The organism is Rhodothermaceae bacterium (assembly GCA_009838195.1).
Classification (GTDB): Bacteria; Bacteroidota; Rhodothermia; order Rhodothermales; family Bin80; genus Bin80.
The window spans coordinates 28619-46815 of sequence record VXSC01000022.1; the positions used below are offsets into that span (position 1 = coordinate 28619).

The following is an 18197-nucleotide window of genomic DNA, read 5'->3' on the forward strand; positions in this document are numbered from 1 at the left end:
ATTTGTTTTTCAAGCAACTTGTCCATTTTCAGGCTCTACTGAGACTTGTATATACGAATCTGGGGGAACCCTGAGGTCTCAGTTGTAGTGAAGCGGTATTCCCCATCTATAGCTCTCAAAATTTCCCCGGGCTCTGGACCTGAAGACCCCAAATAAATGCCCAATCCTGTTTGTGCATGTACTCTGAATGCGTGGCCACCCGAGAGTTTGGGCTTAGAAAAGAAATGGAATCTTGATTCCTTCTGAGCAAAAACATAGACCACATAGAAGTACTCACCGTCAGAAAATAATGGTCCGAATGCCGAGGTGCCATCGTCACGGTTTTCTGTGAGATATTTTCTTCCATTTTCCCAGTGTTCTTTCGTCGTAATTGGACGATGACCTGGGAAAGTTACCTGCCAAAGTTTTTCCCCTTGATCCGAATAGCCGGTCATTGCAGGAATGCCACGCGTGACAAATGCAATGGTTTGATACTCGGAATTACAGGCAAGAGAGGTATTGTAAGCAAACTCAGAAACCACAAATGGATCATCGTAGTCGTAGGAATTCCCAAAAGAAGTAACCCATTCACCCTCCAAGGTATACTTGTGGATTAATCCCATTTTGGAAGATGTTTCTGTGTTATTAAAGCTAACGAGATAGTAGTGTTCGTCCATGGCACACATTCTACCGTTAATGCTCGGATATATTGGTCGTTGTGTTGCTACAAGTTGGAATGACGAATCTTTGCGCTCAAAAATGTGATTTATGAACTGGTCAGCAATTATGACCTGATTACGTTCAGATACCACAGCGAGTCCGAGAGGACTCGCAAGTTCTCCTGGTCCAGTTCCGGGAGAACCAACGCTCGAAATCCAGTTGCCTCTGTAGTCATAAGCCCGAACCTCTTGATGCACAATATCGAAATAGTAAATCGTTCCGTTATGGTCTGTCTTCAAATCAAACACAAACCCGAGCATCTGAGAAAGGCTACCTTCATTGACTCCAATGGACGACATTTCCAATGAATCCCACTCCCAGGATTCATCACCATCTAATCCATGTCGCAACTCAAACCGAGGATCGGAAGGGTCGGGAATATTTTCACTCGTTGGATGAATTACGACTTGGGGAAATGCCGTCACATGAAAGAAAGCAGTCAGAGTCACTAATCCAACATACCTAGTCACAAGTAGAAAAAGAGGCATCCAGTCGTGTAAAAACTGCTCTACCAGCCAAAAGTTAACACAGACTATTGGGGGCCGCCAGGACAATCTTTCTCACAACCTACATCTCCATCATCACCACCAACATTGCAACTGTATGTCCGACAGCTTAAATCTTGTGCTTCACAGCCAGTATTGGAATGTGGCGAATCTGAGCACCATCCAAACCCAGTGAAGATCCAGGATCTATTACACCGGTCATTCTCACAATATTCAACCTCAACAGTGGCGGTTGCTTGCTCAAGCAATGAACCACCGGTATAAGCAAGAAATGCTAAAACGATCATCACAACAGCGCGCATAGACCAATACTTAATTGAATTTGTCATGGTTTCAAAATTTAAGGTTTCAAAGTTCAAGTTCAAGGTACCAAAACGGGACCAGTGGTGGCTTACATCAAATGTAGTCAAAGGTTCCAACTGTACACATTGATTAAGTTAATGGAGAAAGTTTGGACACGGCTAGCTAGTGTCTGTCCAGAGTGTGCCACGTAAATACATAGCGCCCCGTAGCCTTATCTGACGGTTGTCCTACTGGTATAGGATGACAGGTTCCATCAAGGGCGGTATGTTCGGTTTTTTGTTACATTGTCACGAAGTTTTGCGAGTTATCAAGGGGAAGGGTACCCTGGCGTTGTTACGACGGCTGATCGTACTGGTATGCGCATGCTAGGCCAATGGCCATAATGCTTAATTATAAATTCGTCGGATCTGCCATAATCTATAAAACTCGGGCTCGCTAGGTGAGCTACCAAAAGTAGGACACGTGGGCTCTCCTTTCTCGCCTGGAGGAGCCTTCCCCATGATAATCCGCAACGATTCATTTCGCTGGAACGGTTTGCATCGCTTCCCACAGAAAGCCAGACAGCTCGCGAGCGATTGCGACTGCGGCGACTTTCGGTGGACGGCGTTTCGTCAGGGAGATATATTGCTTGTGTAACCGTTTTTCTGCTCGCTGACTGATGGCAACGACTGGGGCGCTGCAGTCCTTTCGCCGTTCACTCAGAGTTGCACTATGCCGGGGATAATGAATATACTTCCACGCTGCACCGACCATGGCTTTCGCGCTTGTGCATTCCCGGTCTTGGTAATCCCCCCATGGCGCGTCGTGCTTCCCGATGAATGTTGCGACGGAACTAATCCCAAGAAGCCCATGAATGTCGTTGCGCTTTTGAATCGGCTGAAGTCTCCGATCTCGCAGACCAGTTGCATCGCTGTCGCCAATCCGATCCCCCGAAACCCCTGTAAATTTTGAACCGATTCACAAAACCTGGGCATGGCAGCCGTGATCTGGATTTACTTCTCCACCTCCCGGATTCGAGGCACGATGAACTCAATCTCCGCCAGATAGCCTCGCAGGATATGCTCATCATTGGCCTGCTCCAGTTCGACTTGGTTAATCCAAACCATGAACTTCTTGGTCCAATAGTTGCCGGCATTGTAGACCTCTCCACGACCACGCAATAGGTGAATCGTACGCATTGTCGTACGGTGTAGGGTCTGAAGTAATCCCGTACGACTGCGGACTAGAATTCGAGCAGATTCATATTCCTGGTCTGGAATAAAGCATTCAGTCAGGAGGTTGTTTGCAAAGAACTCGGCCAGCATTCGCGCATCCCGTTGATCTGTTTTGATTCGATTCCCGTTACGTTGAGGAATGGAGCCTGGAGTAATCACTGCACAGTCAACGTCCAATTTTTTCAAGTCCATGTACAGCACATAACCACAGTTCTCATAGCAAGCACGAAACTCGCCGTACTTCCTGCGGACATGATCGACAAAGCGGGAGAGCTTGCTCGGTGTGTGAGCACAAAATTCGGTTTCGTAACCGTGACGCCGTAGATTCAAATCGTAGACGCATGCCGCAGTTGTATCGCGATGAACGTCCAGACCGACGAAATAACGCATCAAACTTGAAAGGGAAGACCGTTGTGATTGCATGATCGGATGAAGGTTGATTAAACGCTGAAAGGATAAGCCCCGGAAGGGAACCTGTCATCATATGTAACCTATACCAGGGATTTGCACATATATCAGGGCAAGGAGTACCACACTGATCAGTACTGTAGGCCACTCGAATTTTCCGATCCATGCACCTCGAAAACGGTCATCTATTTGACGGTTATGCTCTACAGGATCAATGGTCCACTGCGCGTGGCTTATTTGCTGAAGCCGGCATACATATGGAGTTGTCTTCAGGGTAATCGGATGCGTGCCAACCCTCTTTACTTCATCACAGCAGTTCTTCTATTTTCCGTGATGGGCTGCACAGATTCAACATCTGGGTGGATTCAGGGAGAGGGATTCCGCTACCAGGAGTTGAATGTGAGAGGCCGCTCCCGGACAGGATTCACGGAAGTGAATGCACAGCAGTCAGGGATGGTCGCAGAGAATCAGGTCTCCCTTGAAGCGATTGTCGAAAACAGAAATATGAGGCATGGTTCCGGGGTTGCCATTGGGGATGTGACTGGGGACGGGCTACCAGATGTATACGTGGCTCGGCTGGCAGCACCAGATGTGCTCTACCGAAACCTCGGGAATTGGCAGTTTGAAGACATTTCATCTCAATCGGGATTGGATCGTACAGGTGAGAGCACCTCCGGGGTGGTGATGATTGACTTGGACGGAGACAAGGATCTAGATCTACTCCTTACCATGCCACTTGGGCCGGGAGCTGTCTATCTAAATACAGGAGAAGGTGCATTTACTCGAGCTGTAGATGCGTCCGGTCTTCGTTCGTCTTATGCGAGCACCACAGCCACATTGGCGGATGTGGATCAGGATGGAGATCTGGATGCATATATCGCAAGGTATAAGCGTATCGTGCTGGCAGACAGTTTGCCACCTGAGGCCATCACCTGGGATGCCGTACTCCAGGAGGATGGACTGGAACCCAAGGAGGAGTTCCAGGCACACTACAGGTTTACAAGTATTGGCAGTAGAGTCATTCGTTATGAGCTCGCAGAGCCGGATGGACTCTATCTCAATGATGGGTCGGGACAATTTTCTGAAGTATCATGGATTGGCGGCTCCTTTCTAGATGCGGAAGGACACCCATTGACTTCTATCCCTAGGGATTGGGCACTCACGGCAAAATTTTACGATGTGACGGGGGACGGAATCACAGATTTGTATGTTTGCAACGATTTTGATAGCCCAGATGAGTTGTGGATCGGATTGGGGTATGGGAGATTTCAGCGTGCACCGGCTCACACGCTCCGCAAGACCAGCAACGCAACCATGTCGGTGGATTTTGGAGATGTGAACAAAGATGGGATCACCGATTTCTTTGCTACGGATATGCTGAGCCGGGATTATTCTCTACGACTTCGTCAGCGCAACACACGGATTCCCATTGAACCGCCTCTTGGGGACGAATCTTTTCGCCCCCAGGAAATGCAGAATACGCTCATGATTGGCCGTGGCGATACCACGTTTGCCGAATTGGCTTGGTTCGCAGAGATTGCGGCATCAGACTGGTCCTGGGCGACCAGCTTTATAGATATAGATCTTGATGGCTGGGAGGATATTCTTATTACCACAGGACATGTATTCGACGTGCAGGATCTGGATGCACAAATGGTTGAACAACGTCGTATGGCCGCGGTGCCCTCGTGGAAAGAGGGCAAAAAGCTAATCTTGGATTTTCCTCCCCTTGCACTCAAAAACGTCGCATTCCGTAATCGCAAAGACCTCACCTTCGAAGATATGCCCGGAGGATGGGGGTTCGGACAGGATGCAGATATTACTCATGGAATGGCAATGGGAGATTTGGACGCAGACGGAGACCTGGATATCGTAACCAATCGTCTCAATGCCCCCCCTGGAGTTTATCGCAATACAGGTGGGGCGGATCGCCTAGCGGTCATTCTGGAGGGAGAGCCCCCCAATACAGCAGGGATTGGAGCAAACATACGAGTTGAGTGTGCTGATTTACCCGAGCAAACCAAACAGATGTCTGCAGGAGGTAGTTACCTCTCATCCAATCAGTATGTGGCGGTATTTGCAATGAAAGATCAACCGTGTCAGATTGAAGTAAACTGGCCGCTCGGCCGGCAATCCAGAATTCAGGTTAATAAAGGGAACCGGCTCTATGTCATCGAAGAGTCCGGCACCGCAATAGCGCCCGAATTCCAGACACCAGAGCCCATGTATCAACTTCATCAGAAGGTCAGCCCGGTGATTGAGCATGACTTCGATGATTTTGCCCTGCAGCCACTTCTGCCTTGGCGTCTCAGTCGTCGGGGGCCAGCGCTCGCAGCGGTGGATGTCAATAGAGACGGTCGTGATGAACTGCTTCAGGGTGGAGGTCGTGGCCATATGATCCGGCTTAATGGATCACCAATTCTGGATTCATTACCTGGTGATGCAGCCGGATTATTGGCTTACCCGGTTGACAATGGACTCACACGCATCATAGTGGGAGAGTCGAACGATGAGCGGTTCCGGGACTCCTCCTGGGTACACATCTACGACATCAATGCAGATGCGGAAAAAGTGCAACACCAAAGACTCCCATTTGGACTAGCCGCACTAGGGCCTATGTCCGCAGTGGACATAGATGCAGACGGAGACCTTGATCTTTTTGTGGGCGGCCATTTTATTCCAGGTCACTATCCTAATCCAACAAGTAGCCACGTCTATTTGAATCAAGAGGGTACGTTCAGGGTCAGTAGCAAATTTAGTGAGCCGCTGCGTGACCTCGGACTCGTAAATGGAAGTGCATTTGGAGATTTGGATGGGGATGGATTCAGTGATCTGATTCTGGCTACGGAGTGGGGAGCGGTTCGGGTATTCAAGGGAGGGTTGGATCGGCTGACAGATCACACGGAATCACTTGGACTCGCTTCGTTCAGGGGCTGGTGGCGAGGAGTGGCACTCGGAGATTTTGATGGAGACGGTGCACTGGATATCGTCGCGTCGAATGCCGGATGGAATCACCGATATGGTCGCACCACACAGGTACGCCTAAGCTACGGAGATTTCAATTCGGACGGTCGAACGAACATGCTGGAATCGTTCCTTGATCCAGAGACTGAAATCTATAGACCATCCCGGATGCTCGCTGATCTGGTTCAGGTCATGGCGGCCCGGATACAGATGCGGATTGCCTCCCATCGGGAGTTCAGTACCATACGTGCGAATGAACTTCTTCCAATACGGAATGCCGCGGGGCTGGAAGTCAATACGTATGCATCCAGCATCTTTCTCAATCGGGGAGATCACTTCGAGTATCACCCGCTGCACCCAGAAGCGCAGTATAGTGCGGGGATCAGCCCCATTGTACTGGATGCCAATCAAGACGGAAATGAAGATATCGTTTTGTCTCAGAACTGGTTCGCATATCCTTTGTCGACTCCCCGGCAGGATGCCGGAAGAGGACTTCTCCTTCTGGGAAATGGGGACGGAACGTTTGTACCTGCAGAGAGGTCTGGATTTGAAGTCTATGGGGAAGGGAGGGCGGTCTCGGTCGGGGATTTTGATGGGGACAGGCAGCATGAGATTGCATTTGCACAGCACAATGGGCCGACTCTGGTGTACAAAGAGGTATCCACAAAAGAGAACGTTTACATTGAGTTTGACAGCCCCGCGGATGCGATTGGATCTGCTCTTCGCGTAGTGTATTCAGATGGTACCCGTGGCCCCACGCGCATCGTGACCGCGGGAGCTGGCTACTGGTCACAAAATGCTCAATCAACGATCTTAGGTTTACGGGACCGCTCGGCTACCGCTGTTGAAGTCACTTGGCCGAACCAGGAGCCAATCGTGATGGACTTGGGAGGAAAAGATGGCGTGCTTACCCTTAAGAAATAGTCGAATGTTTCGCTGGTTACTGCTTTGCATATTTATTTTTACGTCATGTACCTCTTCTACGCCCACGAGCACCGTGCAAATGGCAGAAGAGTTGGCATTCATTGCTGATGAAACGGATATGTATCCGCGCGGCAATGCGCATGCAAATCGGGCACGCGTAGCAGAACTCAAAAAGGTGACACCCCCTACAGCCCCCTCTGAACGGATTCAGTATGAATCATTACTGGGGACTGAGCTCCTGCGTGCAGGGGAGAGCGAAGAGGCCGTGATAATCTTCGAAGGGATCATGGAATCCATGCAAGCATATCCAAATGCGGGCGATCCGTTACGGCAGTTGGCGATCATGGATCATCTTGCACTCAGCTACCTCCGTATTGGAGAGCAGGAAAACTGCCTCATCAATCATACGGCTGCCAGATGTCTGTTTCCGATTGATCCCGCGGGTGTTCATACCCAGCGGCGAGGGTCCGAAATGGCCATCCAATGGTATGAACAGATTCTTAGCCAAGACTCCACCGATCTGAATTCACTGTGGTTGCTGAACCTTGCTCATATGACCTTGGGCAGTTACCCGGATGGGATTGATCCCAAGTGGCGCATCCCAATGGAATCATGGCAACCTACGACCGCCATCCGCAGATTCACGGATGTGGCCCCACATCTGGGAGTGGATGTGATGGCGTTGTCGGGAGGAGTAGTCCTGGAAGATCTGTCTGGAGATGGTTGGCTGGACCTTATGGTTTCTTCCTGGGGATTGCGAGATCCACTTCTGTATTTCGAGAATAACGGGAACGGTGGATTTGAAGAACGTACAGAAGAGGCAGGACTAACTGGTCTGACCGGCGGGCTCAACCTGGTGCATGCGGACTATGATAATGATGGCGATCAGGACGTATTGGTTTTGCGCGGAGCCTGGCTCGATGAAGGGCATCCAAATTCGCTCTTGCGCAATAATGGACGGGGAAGGTTTGAAGATGTGACCAGAGAGGCAGGAATCTATTCCCGAAACCCAACACAAACAGCTGCGTGGAGTGATTTTGATCGGGATGGAGACCTGGATCTTTTCATAGGAAATGAGTCAAATCCCATGGCCGGACGCAATCCAAATGAGTTTTTTGTGAATCAAGGGGACGGAACATTCGTAGAGGCTAGTCGGGACTATGGACTTGCTCGGATGGGATATACAAAGGCAGTGGTCTGGGGCGACTACAACAATGATGGTTGGCCAGATCTGTTTATTAGTCGATACCGGGAACCGAATCAACTCTTTCAGAATCAGGAAGGCAAAACCTTTATTGATGTGGGCGATATTGCGGGGATACGTGAGCCCATGGATAGTTTTCCGGCATGGTTTTGGGATTTTGATCAGGATGGCTGGCTAGATCTATTTGTTTCTGGATGGCGTGCCACCGCCGGTGACATCGCAGCCGAATTCCTGGGAATTCCCGGCAATGACGAAAAGCCTCGGTTATATCGAAACCTGCAAGATGGTACCTTTGAAGATGTGACCGAACAAACCGGATTGAACAAGGTCATGTACACGATGGGAAGTAATTACGGAGATCTCGATGGTGATGGGTGGCTTGATTTCTATGTGGGAACCGGAGACCCAAATCTTCGTGCACTAATGCCTAACCGGATGTTTCGGAACGTTAACGGGGTTAGGTTTGAGGAGGTCACAACCCATGGCGGCTTTGGGCATTTGCAGAAAGGCCATGGAGTGGCCTTTGGAGACATAGATCATGATGGTGATCAAGATGTATATCAGGTCATGGGCGGAGCGTTTGAGGGGGATCTGGCAAGGAATACGCTTTTCGAAAACCCGGGGCATGGCAATGGATGGGTGATCCTGTCCCTTGAGGGGACCACCTCCAATTATAGCGGGATGGGGGCCCGTATTTCAGTTGTGACCGATGCAGATACACTATATCGAGTGGTTGGTACCGGTGCAAGCTTTGGTTCTTCGCCCTTGCGAGTGGAGATTGGTCTCGGGAAAGCTACATCCATTAATCAAATTGAGGTCAAGTGGCCAGCCCCGGAAAGCGTTGATACATTCAGGAATGTACCAATGAAGCAACTCATCCGACTCCGTGAGGGAGACTCTGAATTTGAAGTGGTCTCGCTGAAACCTGTGCGATTAGGAGGAACCAATCCGTAACACTGCATCATGACTAGCAGGACGTACATGTTACTGTTTTCTGTACTCTGTTGCGTGGCAGGACAGAACGTCTGGGCACAGTCACTAGATCTGGAAGACATTGCCCAAGCTGTAGCTGAGTATGAGTCATTGTTTGAGGATACAGATCTGGCAAGTGACCCTGCACTGGAAGTTGAATTGCGGAGGCTGATGCCACTTCTACCCGAGTCAATTCTGCCGACCGTAGTTGAATCAGATTCGATCAAGACAACTCTGAGTGCACGAAGTTCTATTCTGGGTTGGTGGAGAAGCCAGGATCCGCTCCCTGCCTCTGAGGTCAACGAGCGCATGGTCGAACATGTCCGGCGCGTGCAGTATGCACTGGACCACTATGGGTGCACATCATGTGAGGAGGGATATGATGAGCGCGGCGAAATCTATGTTCGCTATGGGGAGCCGGAGCGGATTAGTCGAGTTACTTTTGACGATCCACTGCTGATTGATGCAATCTATCAACCTGGTATTGCCGTGAGCCCAGCGGATTTTCCAGACAATGAATTCTGGAGATACTTGAATCTTGATCGGGATGCATACTTTCTGTTTATACAGGATGGGGGATTCTATCGGATCGGCGATACGTCGGATTTATTGCCTTCTGTGCTCCGGTCTGGCTTAGGATATAGTGGTCGTGGACTGGTGAAATCCAGAATGTTACTGGCTGCTATGCGGTCTATATACCGGCAATTGGCCCTGGAACATCACCATTTCGGATCAAGATTCAATGATGTTGACTTGTGGTTGGCTGCACGTGAGGAAACAGGGCGACTGAGAGGCCGCGATAACGTAGAAAACTCAAAGATCATTACAGGGGCAGCTCTGGTACAGGGTGAGACTCCTGAACAGTTAGATCTTGACCAGGAGTTGAGGCAACCCCCGATCCTTTTTGCACAGAATACTATCCTGAGTGCACGAACGCAAGATCAGCAGGCCGCTTATCAACGGGAGATCTTACTCCCCTCAAGTACATCAGAGGTTCTGAATGCTCTGCCAACTTTCGCATTGGGGGTACGTCATGCAAGATTTCTAAAACCTGACGGGACAACGACAACAGAGATTTACTGGCATCCTGAGTCTACCAGCTTCACAGTCCCTGGACATCCGGCTCAAGAAGAGTATATCATCAAATCCTTCGTTGCTCAAGAGGATGCAGCGCACACACGGTTAAATACGATGACGGATGCCATCCGTGTTGAGATGCCATCTGCTTCGGAGGCGGTTACCATTCCCGTTCAGACGATTGAGGTAAATGGAAGTACCGGGCTCTATCATCTGGCGCTCCAGTGGGATCAACATGAGGTCACTCCAGCGGGTATTGGGAATCGATTACAGCTTGCATCCAGGCGAATTGACTCGCTGCGCGCATTGGATGCCAGTGGAGCGACTCTCGAGATGAGCGATTTAATACCTCTCGCCCACAACATAGACACTGACGAACTGGTCCCCTGGCCTCATGAGTGGATATACAAGGGGATGCGGTTTGGTTTAGGGTTCGAAATCTACCATCTGGCCTACGGGCAGGGAGACCAAACCTCCTATAAGGTTACGTATCAGGTTTCATCAGGACGACGACGTATCTCCTCTACAAGTGTCGAATTTGAAGGGCAAAGCAGGCTGGAGACGGAGGAAGTTTATCTGGATTTGGGTCAAAGGGCGGGAGAAATTATCGTCACGGTCAGTGTTCAGGACCAGATATCGGGTCAAGAGATATCCAGGAGTCTCACATTGACGCTGTTTGATGACCAAGGGTAAATTTTTTGAGAATGTTTGGGATACCGTTGCCCAGATTCCACGCTCAAAAGTAACCACGTACGGACATATTGCCGAATATCTTGGAAGCAGAAGTGCTGCCCGAACCGTCGGTTGGGCACTCAAGGCTGCCAAAGGATCCCATTTGCCGTGTCACCGAGTGGTGAATCGCAATGGCGCATTGACGGGAGCAAAGAACTTCGGGGGCCCCAATATTATGGAGCAGTTGCTTCGTATGGAAGGGGTCACCTTCGACGAGGAAGGCTGTGTGATCATGTCACGTCATTTATGGGTTCCTGGTAGCGAATTCTATTGATCCCGTATTTTCCGATTACCAGGCAGCAGCTCCCCGTCATTCCTTCAGTTTGGCGATCGTATCCCAGAATTCTGGAAATGATACGGAAGTGGCGTGCGCGTTTTGAATGGTTGTCGTTCCGTATGCTCCCAAGCCAGCTACTCCCATTGCCATCGCGATCCGGTGGTCGTCATAGCTGGAAACCGTAGTTCCTCTCAAGGGCACCATCCCGGTAATCGCAAATCCATCCTTGAACTCCTCAATTTCTGCTCCTAATTTGCGGAGGTTTGTTACGGTGGCATGAATTCGGTCGCACTCTTTGTAGCGCAGTTCCGTCGCGTCGCGTAGAATGGTGGTTCCTTTTGCGAACGCTCCGGCTACAGCAATGACCGGGATTTCGTCAATGATATTCGGGATTTGTCGGCCCCTGATCACAACCCCGTGCAGTGGAGTTCGCTCTATGGTTAGGTCGCCGATGGGCTCTAACTCGGAGGTCTTGTGCTCAGTGATTTGAATATTTGCCCCCATTTGTTTCAGCACGGCCAGTAACCCCGTTCGGCTTGGATTGAGTCCCACATTCGGTAAATGAACCGGCCCAGTTCCGGCAATCAGTGTGGCGACCAGTATGAATGCAGCAGCAGAAAAATCACCCGGCAAGATCATCGTACCACTGGGAATAGGATGGGACGCATCCGAATTGATAGAGCAACCTTGCATAGAGCGGGATACGGGAAGACTAAGCATCCGCTCTGTGTGGTCACGTGAGAGAATGTCTTCCAGCACGGTTGTGCGCCCACTGGCCCATAGTCCTGCGAGAAGGACACAGGATTTTACCTGTGCTGAGGGGACAGGAAGCCGGTAATCAATCCCTTTCAGGCCATCACAGCGTCGTATTTTGATCGGGGCGTGTCCATCGGTGAGTGAGATGTCGGCTCCCATCATTCGCAGAGGGTCGGCAATCCGTCCCATCGGGCGTGCGCTGAGTGAAGAGTCTCCAATCAACTCACTGTCGAAGGGTTGTCCCGCAAGCATTCCAGAGAGCAAACGCATGGTTGTCCCAGAGTTGCCACAATCAAGAGGAGTATTGGATTTACAGAATCCATTCCGTCCGACCCCCTTGATCAATACGGTGTTCGACTGAGAGGTCTCAATTGGAACTCCTAACTGCCGAAGGCAGGAAAGAGTACTCTGCGGATCAGCGCTTGCAGGGAAATTGTGCAACGTCGAGGGTCCATCCGCAATGGATGCGAAGAGTGCGGCCCGATGGGCGATTGATTTATCTGCGGGGAGCTTCGCGGTTCCTGCAAAACGAGTCGAACCAGAAATAGTCTGTATCATGGCAACGAAGGGGGATTCTACAATTCCCCATAGTATTCACATCCGCTTTTACGCTTCACTGCTCAATGAGGTGATTTCAGGTAGGAGGGTCCCCATCCGTGAAACTGGAACGTTAAAGCCTACAATTTTTGGTGCAAACCACCCAAGATAATGTACGTTTCTCTTGTACCCATATTGCTGAGACCGTACCGAGTTGCGTGCCCCAGTTTGTTCGAGGTATGGCTTGGAACCTCTTTAGCCAGTAAACAGGACTTGAGATGGCACTCTACGTTCTTTCCAGATTTAAGTCCACAATTCTGAGTTTCTTATTTCTCGATCAATCCCAGAACATCGAGGATCTTAACAGCGCTTGAAAGCTGAATGTCTTTTTTCTGTTGCTCGAAGCGTGAGACCGTCGGTTGACTCACCTCCGCTATAGCGGCTAGGCGGCGCTGGGAGATTTTTCGTTCCTTGCGCCGCTTTATCGCTTCTTTGACAAGTAAGTCCCAATTGAGTCGAATGTCCCGTTCCATCTTTTCTTTATTTGCTGATGCAATTTGTCTTTAATATGCTGGTCGACATTTTTCGAGGCATCAATAGCGCTGTGGGCCCTGTCAAGACGACTAGCGAAGTCAGAAACCGCCAACATAATTGCCCTGTCGGGTAGTCCGAACAGATTGCCCAGTCGGACTATGTTTTTCGGGCTGATGCTGCCGATTCTCATGTTCTCTGTCCCTGCAATTCCCAGCGCCAGCGTCTGGTATTCAGGGTAACAGGCGGTAGCGACAAGATCATAGCAAGGAGCGAGGCGCAATCCGCTTTCTGTATACTCCATAGCGAAATTTTTAAGGTGCGCATCTGTATTTCCCGTGAGAATACAGGCCATTACCTGGCGAAACAGGGTATCGCACTCTGCCCGCAAGCATATATCTCTGTTTTGGATGATAAAATTGGCCATGTCCTCGTAACAGGCCAAGTATTTATCCTCCGAGTGATTACCGAGCAACTGGTTAAATTCCTCAAAGTGAATTTGCTTGCCGTCTTCAGCCCTGTCGAACCGTTTGATGAGCAGAGCTCTTTCCGAAACGCCCTGAAGCGGTCTCAAAGTCATCTCCACAACGATGTCTTTCTTAAGAAGAGCCCTGCACGCCTGCGTAGTGATGTACTCAAGTCCCAGAATATCGGGCAGTGTTGGAGGCGGGAGCTTGGCTATATGGGTTGCCCGCTCACCGCGCTCCACGGGGCGGAACACACGGCCTTCCTTTATTGCACCCATTTTTGGCTGAACCCCGGAAAGAGACGCTCTTGCTGAAAGTGCTGCAATGATTTCCGGGTCGTTGTGATCGATTTTAATGTCCCCGGCAGGATCTGGATCAATGATGCTTACGGCACCGGCAAGGTCTGTGCCGAAGGCAAGTAGCAGCGCGAAACGGTCGTTCCTCCACAGGCCAAGTGCACGTGCTTGCACGTTCTTAAGCCAGCCCTCAGCACATAGATTGTCAAAGAAGGAATGCAATCCGTATTCACTTAAGTGAGGCTCGGCCCGAAGCGGCAGCGTGTAAGAAATGGCGGGTAAAGAGCTTTGCAGATAGCTCTCGTCGTAGGTGAATACGTATCGGCCTCCAGCCTCCCGCGACAGAATGCCAGCGAAAGTGTCCCTGTAGTATACCTTACCCCAGAGATTAATTGCCATTGATTCAATCCTCCCGGTTGTTCACTAGTGGGATTAAATATTATAAAACATGTTTTGTCGAATAGAAGAATTGCTAATTCTAAATAAAATATAATTGGTCAAATAATTTCTCAGGTATTCAACAATAAAAAGTATTTGATCATTTCTGAATGAGAATTTGCCAGTGATTTTCGTTCCGAATTCCGAGAGAACGGCTCCAAACTACGAATATCATTGGGGGCATGAACAGTCGACTGGCACATACCACACGCAAAGTCACCCGATGGTACAACTCGGGCCAGCTTCAACGATAGATCGGCACCACGTCCCCTGACATGGAACATAACCCCGATACACTCAGACTTGCCACCTGAGTAGGTGAATCGGCGAAACATCGTTGGGGTTCTCTACCACGTCGTGAACTCACTACCAGGTGTGTATGCATAGTCCGACACCTGTTCGAGTATCAATCATGAAAAACCAATCAGGGCGGGGGCACGATAAAATTAGATCACTGACTCGTTAAACATCTTCATTATCTTCTTGCTGGAAATTCTACCTTCAGCGTTTTTAGGTAGATGTATAAAACCAACAATTGCGATTCATCCTTAGAATAGATGATTCGTGTACCAGATCTTCGACCCATGTTTCCTGTACCGCATCGAATCTGAGATATCAAACCATCACATCCTAAGCATCTCTTTTCATTGAGTTTTTCACCAGAGGCGAGACGGTTTAGGATGATTTCAACTTTACCTGCTAACCCTCGATACGTTTTGTCTTGCAGAGCAAGTTCTCATTCAAATATTTTTACCCTTCTTAATCTCCCGCTGATTCATCCATCAAACTCTTCATCTCAGCCTCTATCATCTGGGTAAACTCTTCACTTGCAGATAGTGCACAGATTTCTCCAACATCTTCAAGTAAAATCACCAGATCTTCGAGCTTATCATGTGCTTTTTGCTTCCAAGACACATGTTCGGGTAGACTCTTGTAATAATTCAAACCTTGTTCAAGCAATGCAACAGCTTCAAACGCCTTGGCAGCCAATTTCTTGACTACTTTTCGATTTTCATCTGAAAGCACTTTTATGGTCCCCAAAAAAGCCACACCTATTTTTAGACCATCGATATATTTGTCGATGAGACGATAGTCTGGTTCTGAATAAAAAAATGTCTCTATTTCCTCAAACTCCAGAAAATTACTTATGCTGTGAAAATGAGTTAATTCAGGATCATCTATATGTGTTTGAACGTGTGCCATGGTTCAGTAAATACCAAATTCGAAAAACACGAGGTAACTACACAATCCGCATGAATATATACTAAGTTTCAAAGTTTCAAAATTTCAAGACCTATCAATCTCTCTCCAAATTGCGTACATTGTCGTTGCTTCATCTTTCTCTGGCTAATGGAATATGAGGTCACCAAGGAACATTTCAAACAGTTCAATGGGAGTGGTGGTTCGGGTGCTGTATTTATTCGTTACAAGATAGACTAAAATCATGCTTGAAGACAAGAGAATTAACTACATTGAATTGCCTTCAAAGGATTTTTCGGACACGAAAGAGTTTTACGGGAAGGTGTTCGGTTGGACATTTCAAGACTATGGTGATAACTACGTTGCCTTCAACGATGGCCGACTTGATGGCGGTTTCTATCGTTCCCCATTGAAGTCTGACAGTACCAAAGGCGGTGCTGCGTTGGTTGTTCTTTATGCAGATGATTTGGAGGCCACATTGAAGCGAATTACCGATACCGGTGCCGAAATCTGTATGGAAATTTTCTCGTTTCCCGGTGGTCGGAGATTCCATTTTCTTGATCCCAGTGGCAACGAACTTGCAGTTTGGAGTGATAAGTAGATTGTCCGAACTCCAAAGGAAAGGGCATCAAGTTTCCACCGAAAGTCCTACGATCCACCCGGGTTACAGGTAATGTTCAAGTGGGAATCCACATGTTGAATCTGCAGGTCGGCAATCGTATTGACGATCAAGTCGGCCTCTTTCAGAGAATCAGATGGATTGGTCGTTTGGACGGCGATCACTTGTGCTCCAGCCGATTGGCCAGACTGGATACCTGCAGGTGCATCCTCAATGACAATGCAGCGCCCAATCTGGTGGTTTAGGCCCTGAGCTGCCTGTAAGTAGGGATCTGGGGCCGGTTTCCCCCGCCCAATGTCGTCCCCACTAATGAACACCTTTGGCATTGGCAGTGCTACGTGACGAAGCATTTGGAGGGCGGAGGGGCGCGGTGCACTCGTTACAATCGCCCAGCGATCTTGAGGAAGATGTTCAAGCAGTGCAGCAACCCCCGGAAATAAACGCACACGCTCCAGGTGATTACTGGCAGCCAGCCCATCTCTGTAGGCTTCTGCTTCCACGATAGGATCCAAATGGGGAGCAACCAGTCGGATCGTCTCCGTAACAGGGCGGCCATGATGAATATCCAGAATGTGTTCAACCGATACGCGCCGTTCTTTTGCCCAGATCGCCCAGTGCGTTTCGTAGACGTGGTTGGAGTCTATGAGTACACCGTCAAGATCAAACAGTAACGCGTCACAAGTGAGAGTTATCACAGTGTCAGGAGGGGATGAATGAAAGAGCTTTAACGATCTGCATCAGATTACGATACATTCTTTTGTTTGGATTGTACAAAGGGCCGACTTGAGTATCTTCACATTTCGAGTAACGCAAAAATAAAACTGTTGTGGTAATACCTTCACGATCAGATCGCATGATGTCAGTGCAAATGCCCGTAATGGGGTTTGTTGCAGATCTTATGCGGGAAAACCCAGGAACGATCTCTCTTGGGCAAGGCGTGGTTCATTATGGCCCACCGGCGGCAGCTCTTGAAGCAGCTGCCGCGGCGGTCACTTCCCCAGATACTCACGGCTATGGGTATGTCATCGGGAGGCCGGAGCTCCGAAGTGCCTTTGCACAGAAACTCACCACAGAGAACCGTTTGGATCCCGGTTATGAAGTTGTTGTGACTGCCGGAAGCAATATGGCATTCTTTGCATCGCTGTTGGCGGTGACCAGCCCGGGAGATGAAGTCATTTTACTTGTGCCATATTACTTCAATCACGAAATGGCAACGCGTATCGCGGACTGCACGCCAGTTCTGGTTACACTCGACGATTCATTGATTCCAGATGTGAGTGCCGTTGAACGTGCAATCACTCCACGGACCCGCGCGATTGTTACGATTTCACCGAACAACCCAACTGGCGTTGTATATCCTCCAGAAACGCTCAGAGCGATCAATGATCTATGTGCTCGGCATGGCATCTATCACATGTCTGACGAGGCATATGAGTACTTCACATTTGATGGGGCGGAGCATTATTCCCCAGGAAGTGCTCCCGGGGCGCATGCGCATACGATCTCACTCTTTTCCATGAGCAAAGCGTACGGGATGGCAGGCTGGCGGCTGGGCTATATGGCGATCCCGCCGCATATCCTGGCCGATGTGCGAAAAATCCAGGATACGAATCAGATCTGTCCGGCAATCCTGAGCCAGGTAGCGGCACTCAAAGCATTGGAAGATGGGGGTAACTATTGCAAGCAGTATGTGAGTTCTATGGCCAAAGTGCGTGCCATGGTATTGCGGCGACTGCGGAGTATACAGGCTCCAGTCACCATTTCTCCTTCCGATGGTGCATTTTACTTTCTGTTATCGGTTGACTCGCAGTTAGATGCGAAGACGCTCACAACCCGTTTAATCCAGGAGTATGGTGTGGCTGTAATTCCCGGAGATACGTTTGGAATGGAAGGAGTTACCAGTCTGCGGATTGCGTACGGTGCTCTCCAGGAATCAACACTGACGCGAGCAATCGATCGTCTGGTCAGGGGGCTGGAAGCGCTGACCGGCTGATTCAGAGCAGCCGCCGAGCGATTACAGGTTGCAAGGGCAGGGAGCGACCGTGCAATTGCCACGTAGCCATATCGTCCAGC

At 49.5% G+C, this 18197-nt stretch carries 14 protein-coding genes; 6 read left to right on the top strand and 8 right to left on the bottom strand.

The window, feature by feature from the left end; genetic code table 11:
- Positions 1-35 precede the first annotated feature (35 nt).
- The 3 genes from F4Y64_05095 to F4Y64_05105 form a co-directional block, all read right to left on the bottom strand.
- The gene (locus F4Y64_05095) at positions 36-1187 is read right to left on the bottom strand and encodes a hypothetical protein (GenBank protein ID MXX96974.1); all 1152 of its coding nucleotides are present in this window, start codon (positions 1185-1187) and stop codon (positions 36-38) included.
- Positions 1188-2206: 1019 nt separating this feature from the next.
- The gene (locus F4Y64_05100) at positions 2207-2482 is read right to left on the bottom strand and encodes an IS110 family transposase (protein MXX96975.1); all 276 of its coding nucleotides are present in this window, start codon (positions 2480-2482) and stop codon (positions 2207-2209) included.
- A gap of 18 nt (positions 2483-2500) precedes the next feature.
- Complete coding sequence (locus F4Y64_05105; GenBank protein MXX96976.1) at positions 2501-3145, bottom strand: IS110 family transposase; 645 nt, start codon at positions 3143-3145, stop codon at positions 2501-2503.
- Between the two features lie 183 nt (positions 3146-3328).
- Here F4Y64_05105 and F4Y64_05110 point away from each other — a divergent pair, with 183 nt between their 5' ends.
- Genes F4Y64_05110 through F4Y64_05125 form a run of 4 tightly spaced genes read left to right on the top strand, consistent with a single transcriptional unit; the run spans position 3329 to position 11277 of the window.
- Positions 3329-7018 carry a VCBS repeat-containing protein gene (locus F4Y64_05110; protein ID MXX96977.1) on the top strand — a complete coding sequence of 1230 codons (3690 nt, stop codon included), beginning with the start codon at positions 3329-3331 and terminating at the stop codon, positions 7016-7018.
- Entirely contained in the window at positions 6993-9176 is a 2184-nt protein-coding gene (locus tag F4Y64_05115; GenBank protein ID MXX96978.1) for a CRTAC1 family protein, read from the top strand. The genes F4Y64_05110 and F4Y64_05115 overlap by 26 nt, the downstream gene beginning before the upstream one ends.
- 9 nt (positions 9177-9185) lie before the next feature.
- Positions 9186-10964, top strand: a complete 1779-nt coding sequence (locus F4Y64_05120; GenBank protein ID MXX96979.1) for a GWxTD domain-containing protein — start codon at positions 9186-9188, stop codon at positions 10962-10964.
- A complete protein-coding gene (locus tag F4Y64_05125) occupies positions 10951-11277 on the top strand; it encodes an MGMT family protein (protein MXX96980.1) in 327 nt (108 codons plus the stop codon). Before F4Y64_05120 ends, F4Y64_05125 begins: the two co-directional genes overlap by 14 nt.
- Positions 11278-11313: 36 nt before the next feature.
- On the opposite strand, the gene aroA is transcribed toward F4Y64_05125, so the two are convergent.
- The 4 genes from aroA to F4Y64_05145 form a co-directional block, all read right to left on the bottom strand.
- The gene (aroA, locus tag F4Y64_05130; protein MXX96981.1) at positions 11314-12594 is read right to left on the bottom strand and encodes a 3-phosphoshikimate 1-carboxyvinyltransferase; all 1281 of its coding nucleotides are present in this window, start codon (positions 12592-12594) and stop codon (positions 11314-11316) included.
- Positions 12595-12899: 305 nt separating this feature from the next.
- Positions 12900-13106, bottom strand: a complete 207-nt coding sequence (locus tag F4Y64_05135; protein MXX96982.1) for a helix-turn-helix transcriptional regulator — start codon at positions 13104-13106, stop codon at positions 12900-12902.
- A complete protein-coding gene (locus F4Y64_05140; protein MXX96983.1) occupies positions 13055-14266 on the bottom strand; it encodes a type II toxin-antitoxin system HipA family toxin in 1212 nt (403 codons plus the stop codon). The genes F4Y64_05135 and F4Y64_05140 overlap by 52 nt, the downstream gene beginning before the upstream one ends.
- A gap of 798 nt (positions 14267-15064) precedes the next feature.
- On the bottom strand, positions 15065-15508 hold the full coding sequence (locus F4Y64_05145) for a hypothetical protein (protein MXX96984.1): 444 nt from the start codon (positions 15506-15508) through the stop codon (positions 15065-15067).
- Between the two features lie 241 nt (positions 15509-15749).
- Between F4Y64_05145 and F4Y64_05150 the strand changes: the two genes are divergently transcribed.
- Entirely contained in the window at positions 15750-16106 is a 357-nt protein-coding gene (locus F4Y64_05150) for a VOC family protein (protein ID MXX96985.1), read from the top strand.
- Between the two features lie 47 nt (positions 16107-16153).
- Here the strand turns inward: F4Y64_05150 and F4Y64_05155 are convergent, their stop codons facing one another.
- Positions 16154-16819 (bottom strand): HAD-IA family hydrolase, encoded by a 666-nt coding sequence (locus tag F4Y64_05155; GenBank protein MXX96986.1) that lies wholly within the window; start codon positions 16817-16819, stop codon positions 16154-16156.
- A 158-nt stretch (positions 16820-16977) separates the two neighbouring features.
- On the opposite strand from F4Y64_05155, the gene F4Y64_05160 reads away from it, so the two are divergent.
- On the top strand, positions 16978-18117 hold the full coding sequence (locus F4Y64_05160) for a pyridoxal phosphate-dependent aminotransferase (protein MXX96987.1): 1140 nt from the start codon (positions 16978-16980) through the stop codon (positions 18115-18117).
- The last annotated feature ends 80 nt before the right edge of the window (positions 18118-18197 follow it).

Coding starts and splice junctions, on each gene's coding strand:
- F4Y64_05150 (MXX96985.1), top strand. CDS start 15,750: ATGCTTGAAGACAAGAGAATTAACTACATTGAATTGCCTTCAAAGGAT.
- F4Y64_05095 (MXX96974.1), bottom strand. CDS start 1,187: ATGCCTCTTTTTCTACTTGTGACTAGGTATGTTGGATTAGTGACTCTG.
- F4Y64_05115 (MXX96978.1), top strand. CDS start 6,993: ATGGCGTGCTTACCCTTAAGAAATAGTCGAATGTTTCGCTGGTTACTG.
- F4Y64_05105 (MXX96976.1), bottom strand. CDS start 3,145: ATGCAATCACAACGGTCTTCCCTTTCAAGTTTGATGCGTTATTTCGTC.
- F4Y64_05140 (MXX96983.1), bottom strand. CDS start 14,266: ATGGCAATTAATCTCTGGGGTAAGGTATACTACAGGGACACTTTCGCT.
- F4Y64_05160 (MXX96987.1), top strand. CDS start 16,978: ATGATGTCAGTGCAAATGCCCGTAATGGGGTTTGTTGCAGATCTTATG.
- F4Y64_05120 (MXX96979.1), top strand. CDS start 9,186: ATGACTAGCAGGACGTACATGTTACTGTTTTCTGTACTCTGTTGCGTG.
- F4Y64_05125 (MXX96980.1), top strand. CDS start 10,951: ATGACCAAGGGTAAATTTTTTGAGAATGTTTGGGATACCGTTGCCCAG.
- F4Y64_05135 (MXX96982.1), bottom strand. CDS start 13,106: ATGGAACGGGACATTCGACTCAATTGGGACTTACTTGTCAAAGAAGCG.
- F4Y64_05100 (MXX96975.1), bottom strand. CDS start 2,482: ATGCCCAGGTTTTGTGAATCGGTTCAAAATTTACAGGGGTTTCGGGGG.
- F4Y64_05145 (MXX96984.1), bottom strand. CDS start 15,508: ATGGCACACGTTCAAACACATATAGATGATCCTGAATTAACTCATTTT.
- F4Y64_05110 (MXX96977.1), top strand. CDS start 3,329: ATGCTCTACAGGATCAATGGTCCACTGCGCGTGGCTTATTTGCTGAAG.
- aroA (MXX96981.1), bottom strand. CDS start 12,594: ATGATACAGACTATTTCTGGTTCGACTCGTTTTGCAGGAACCGCGAAG.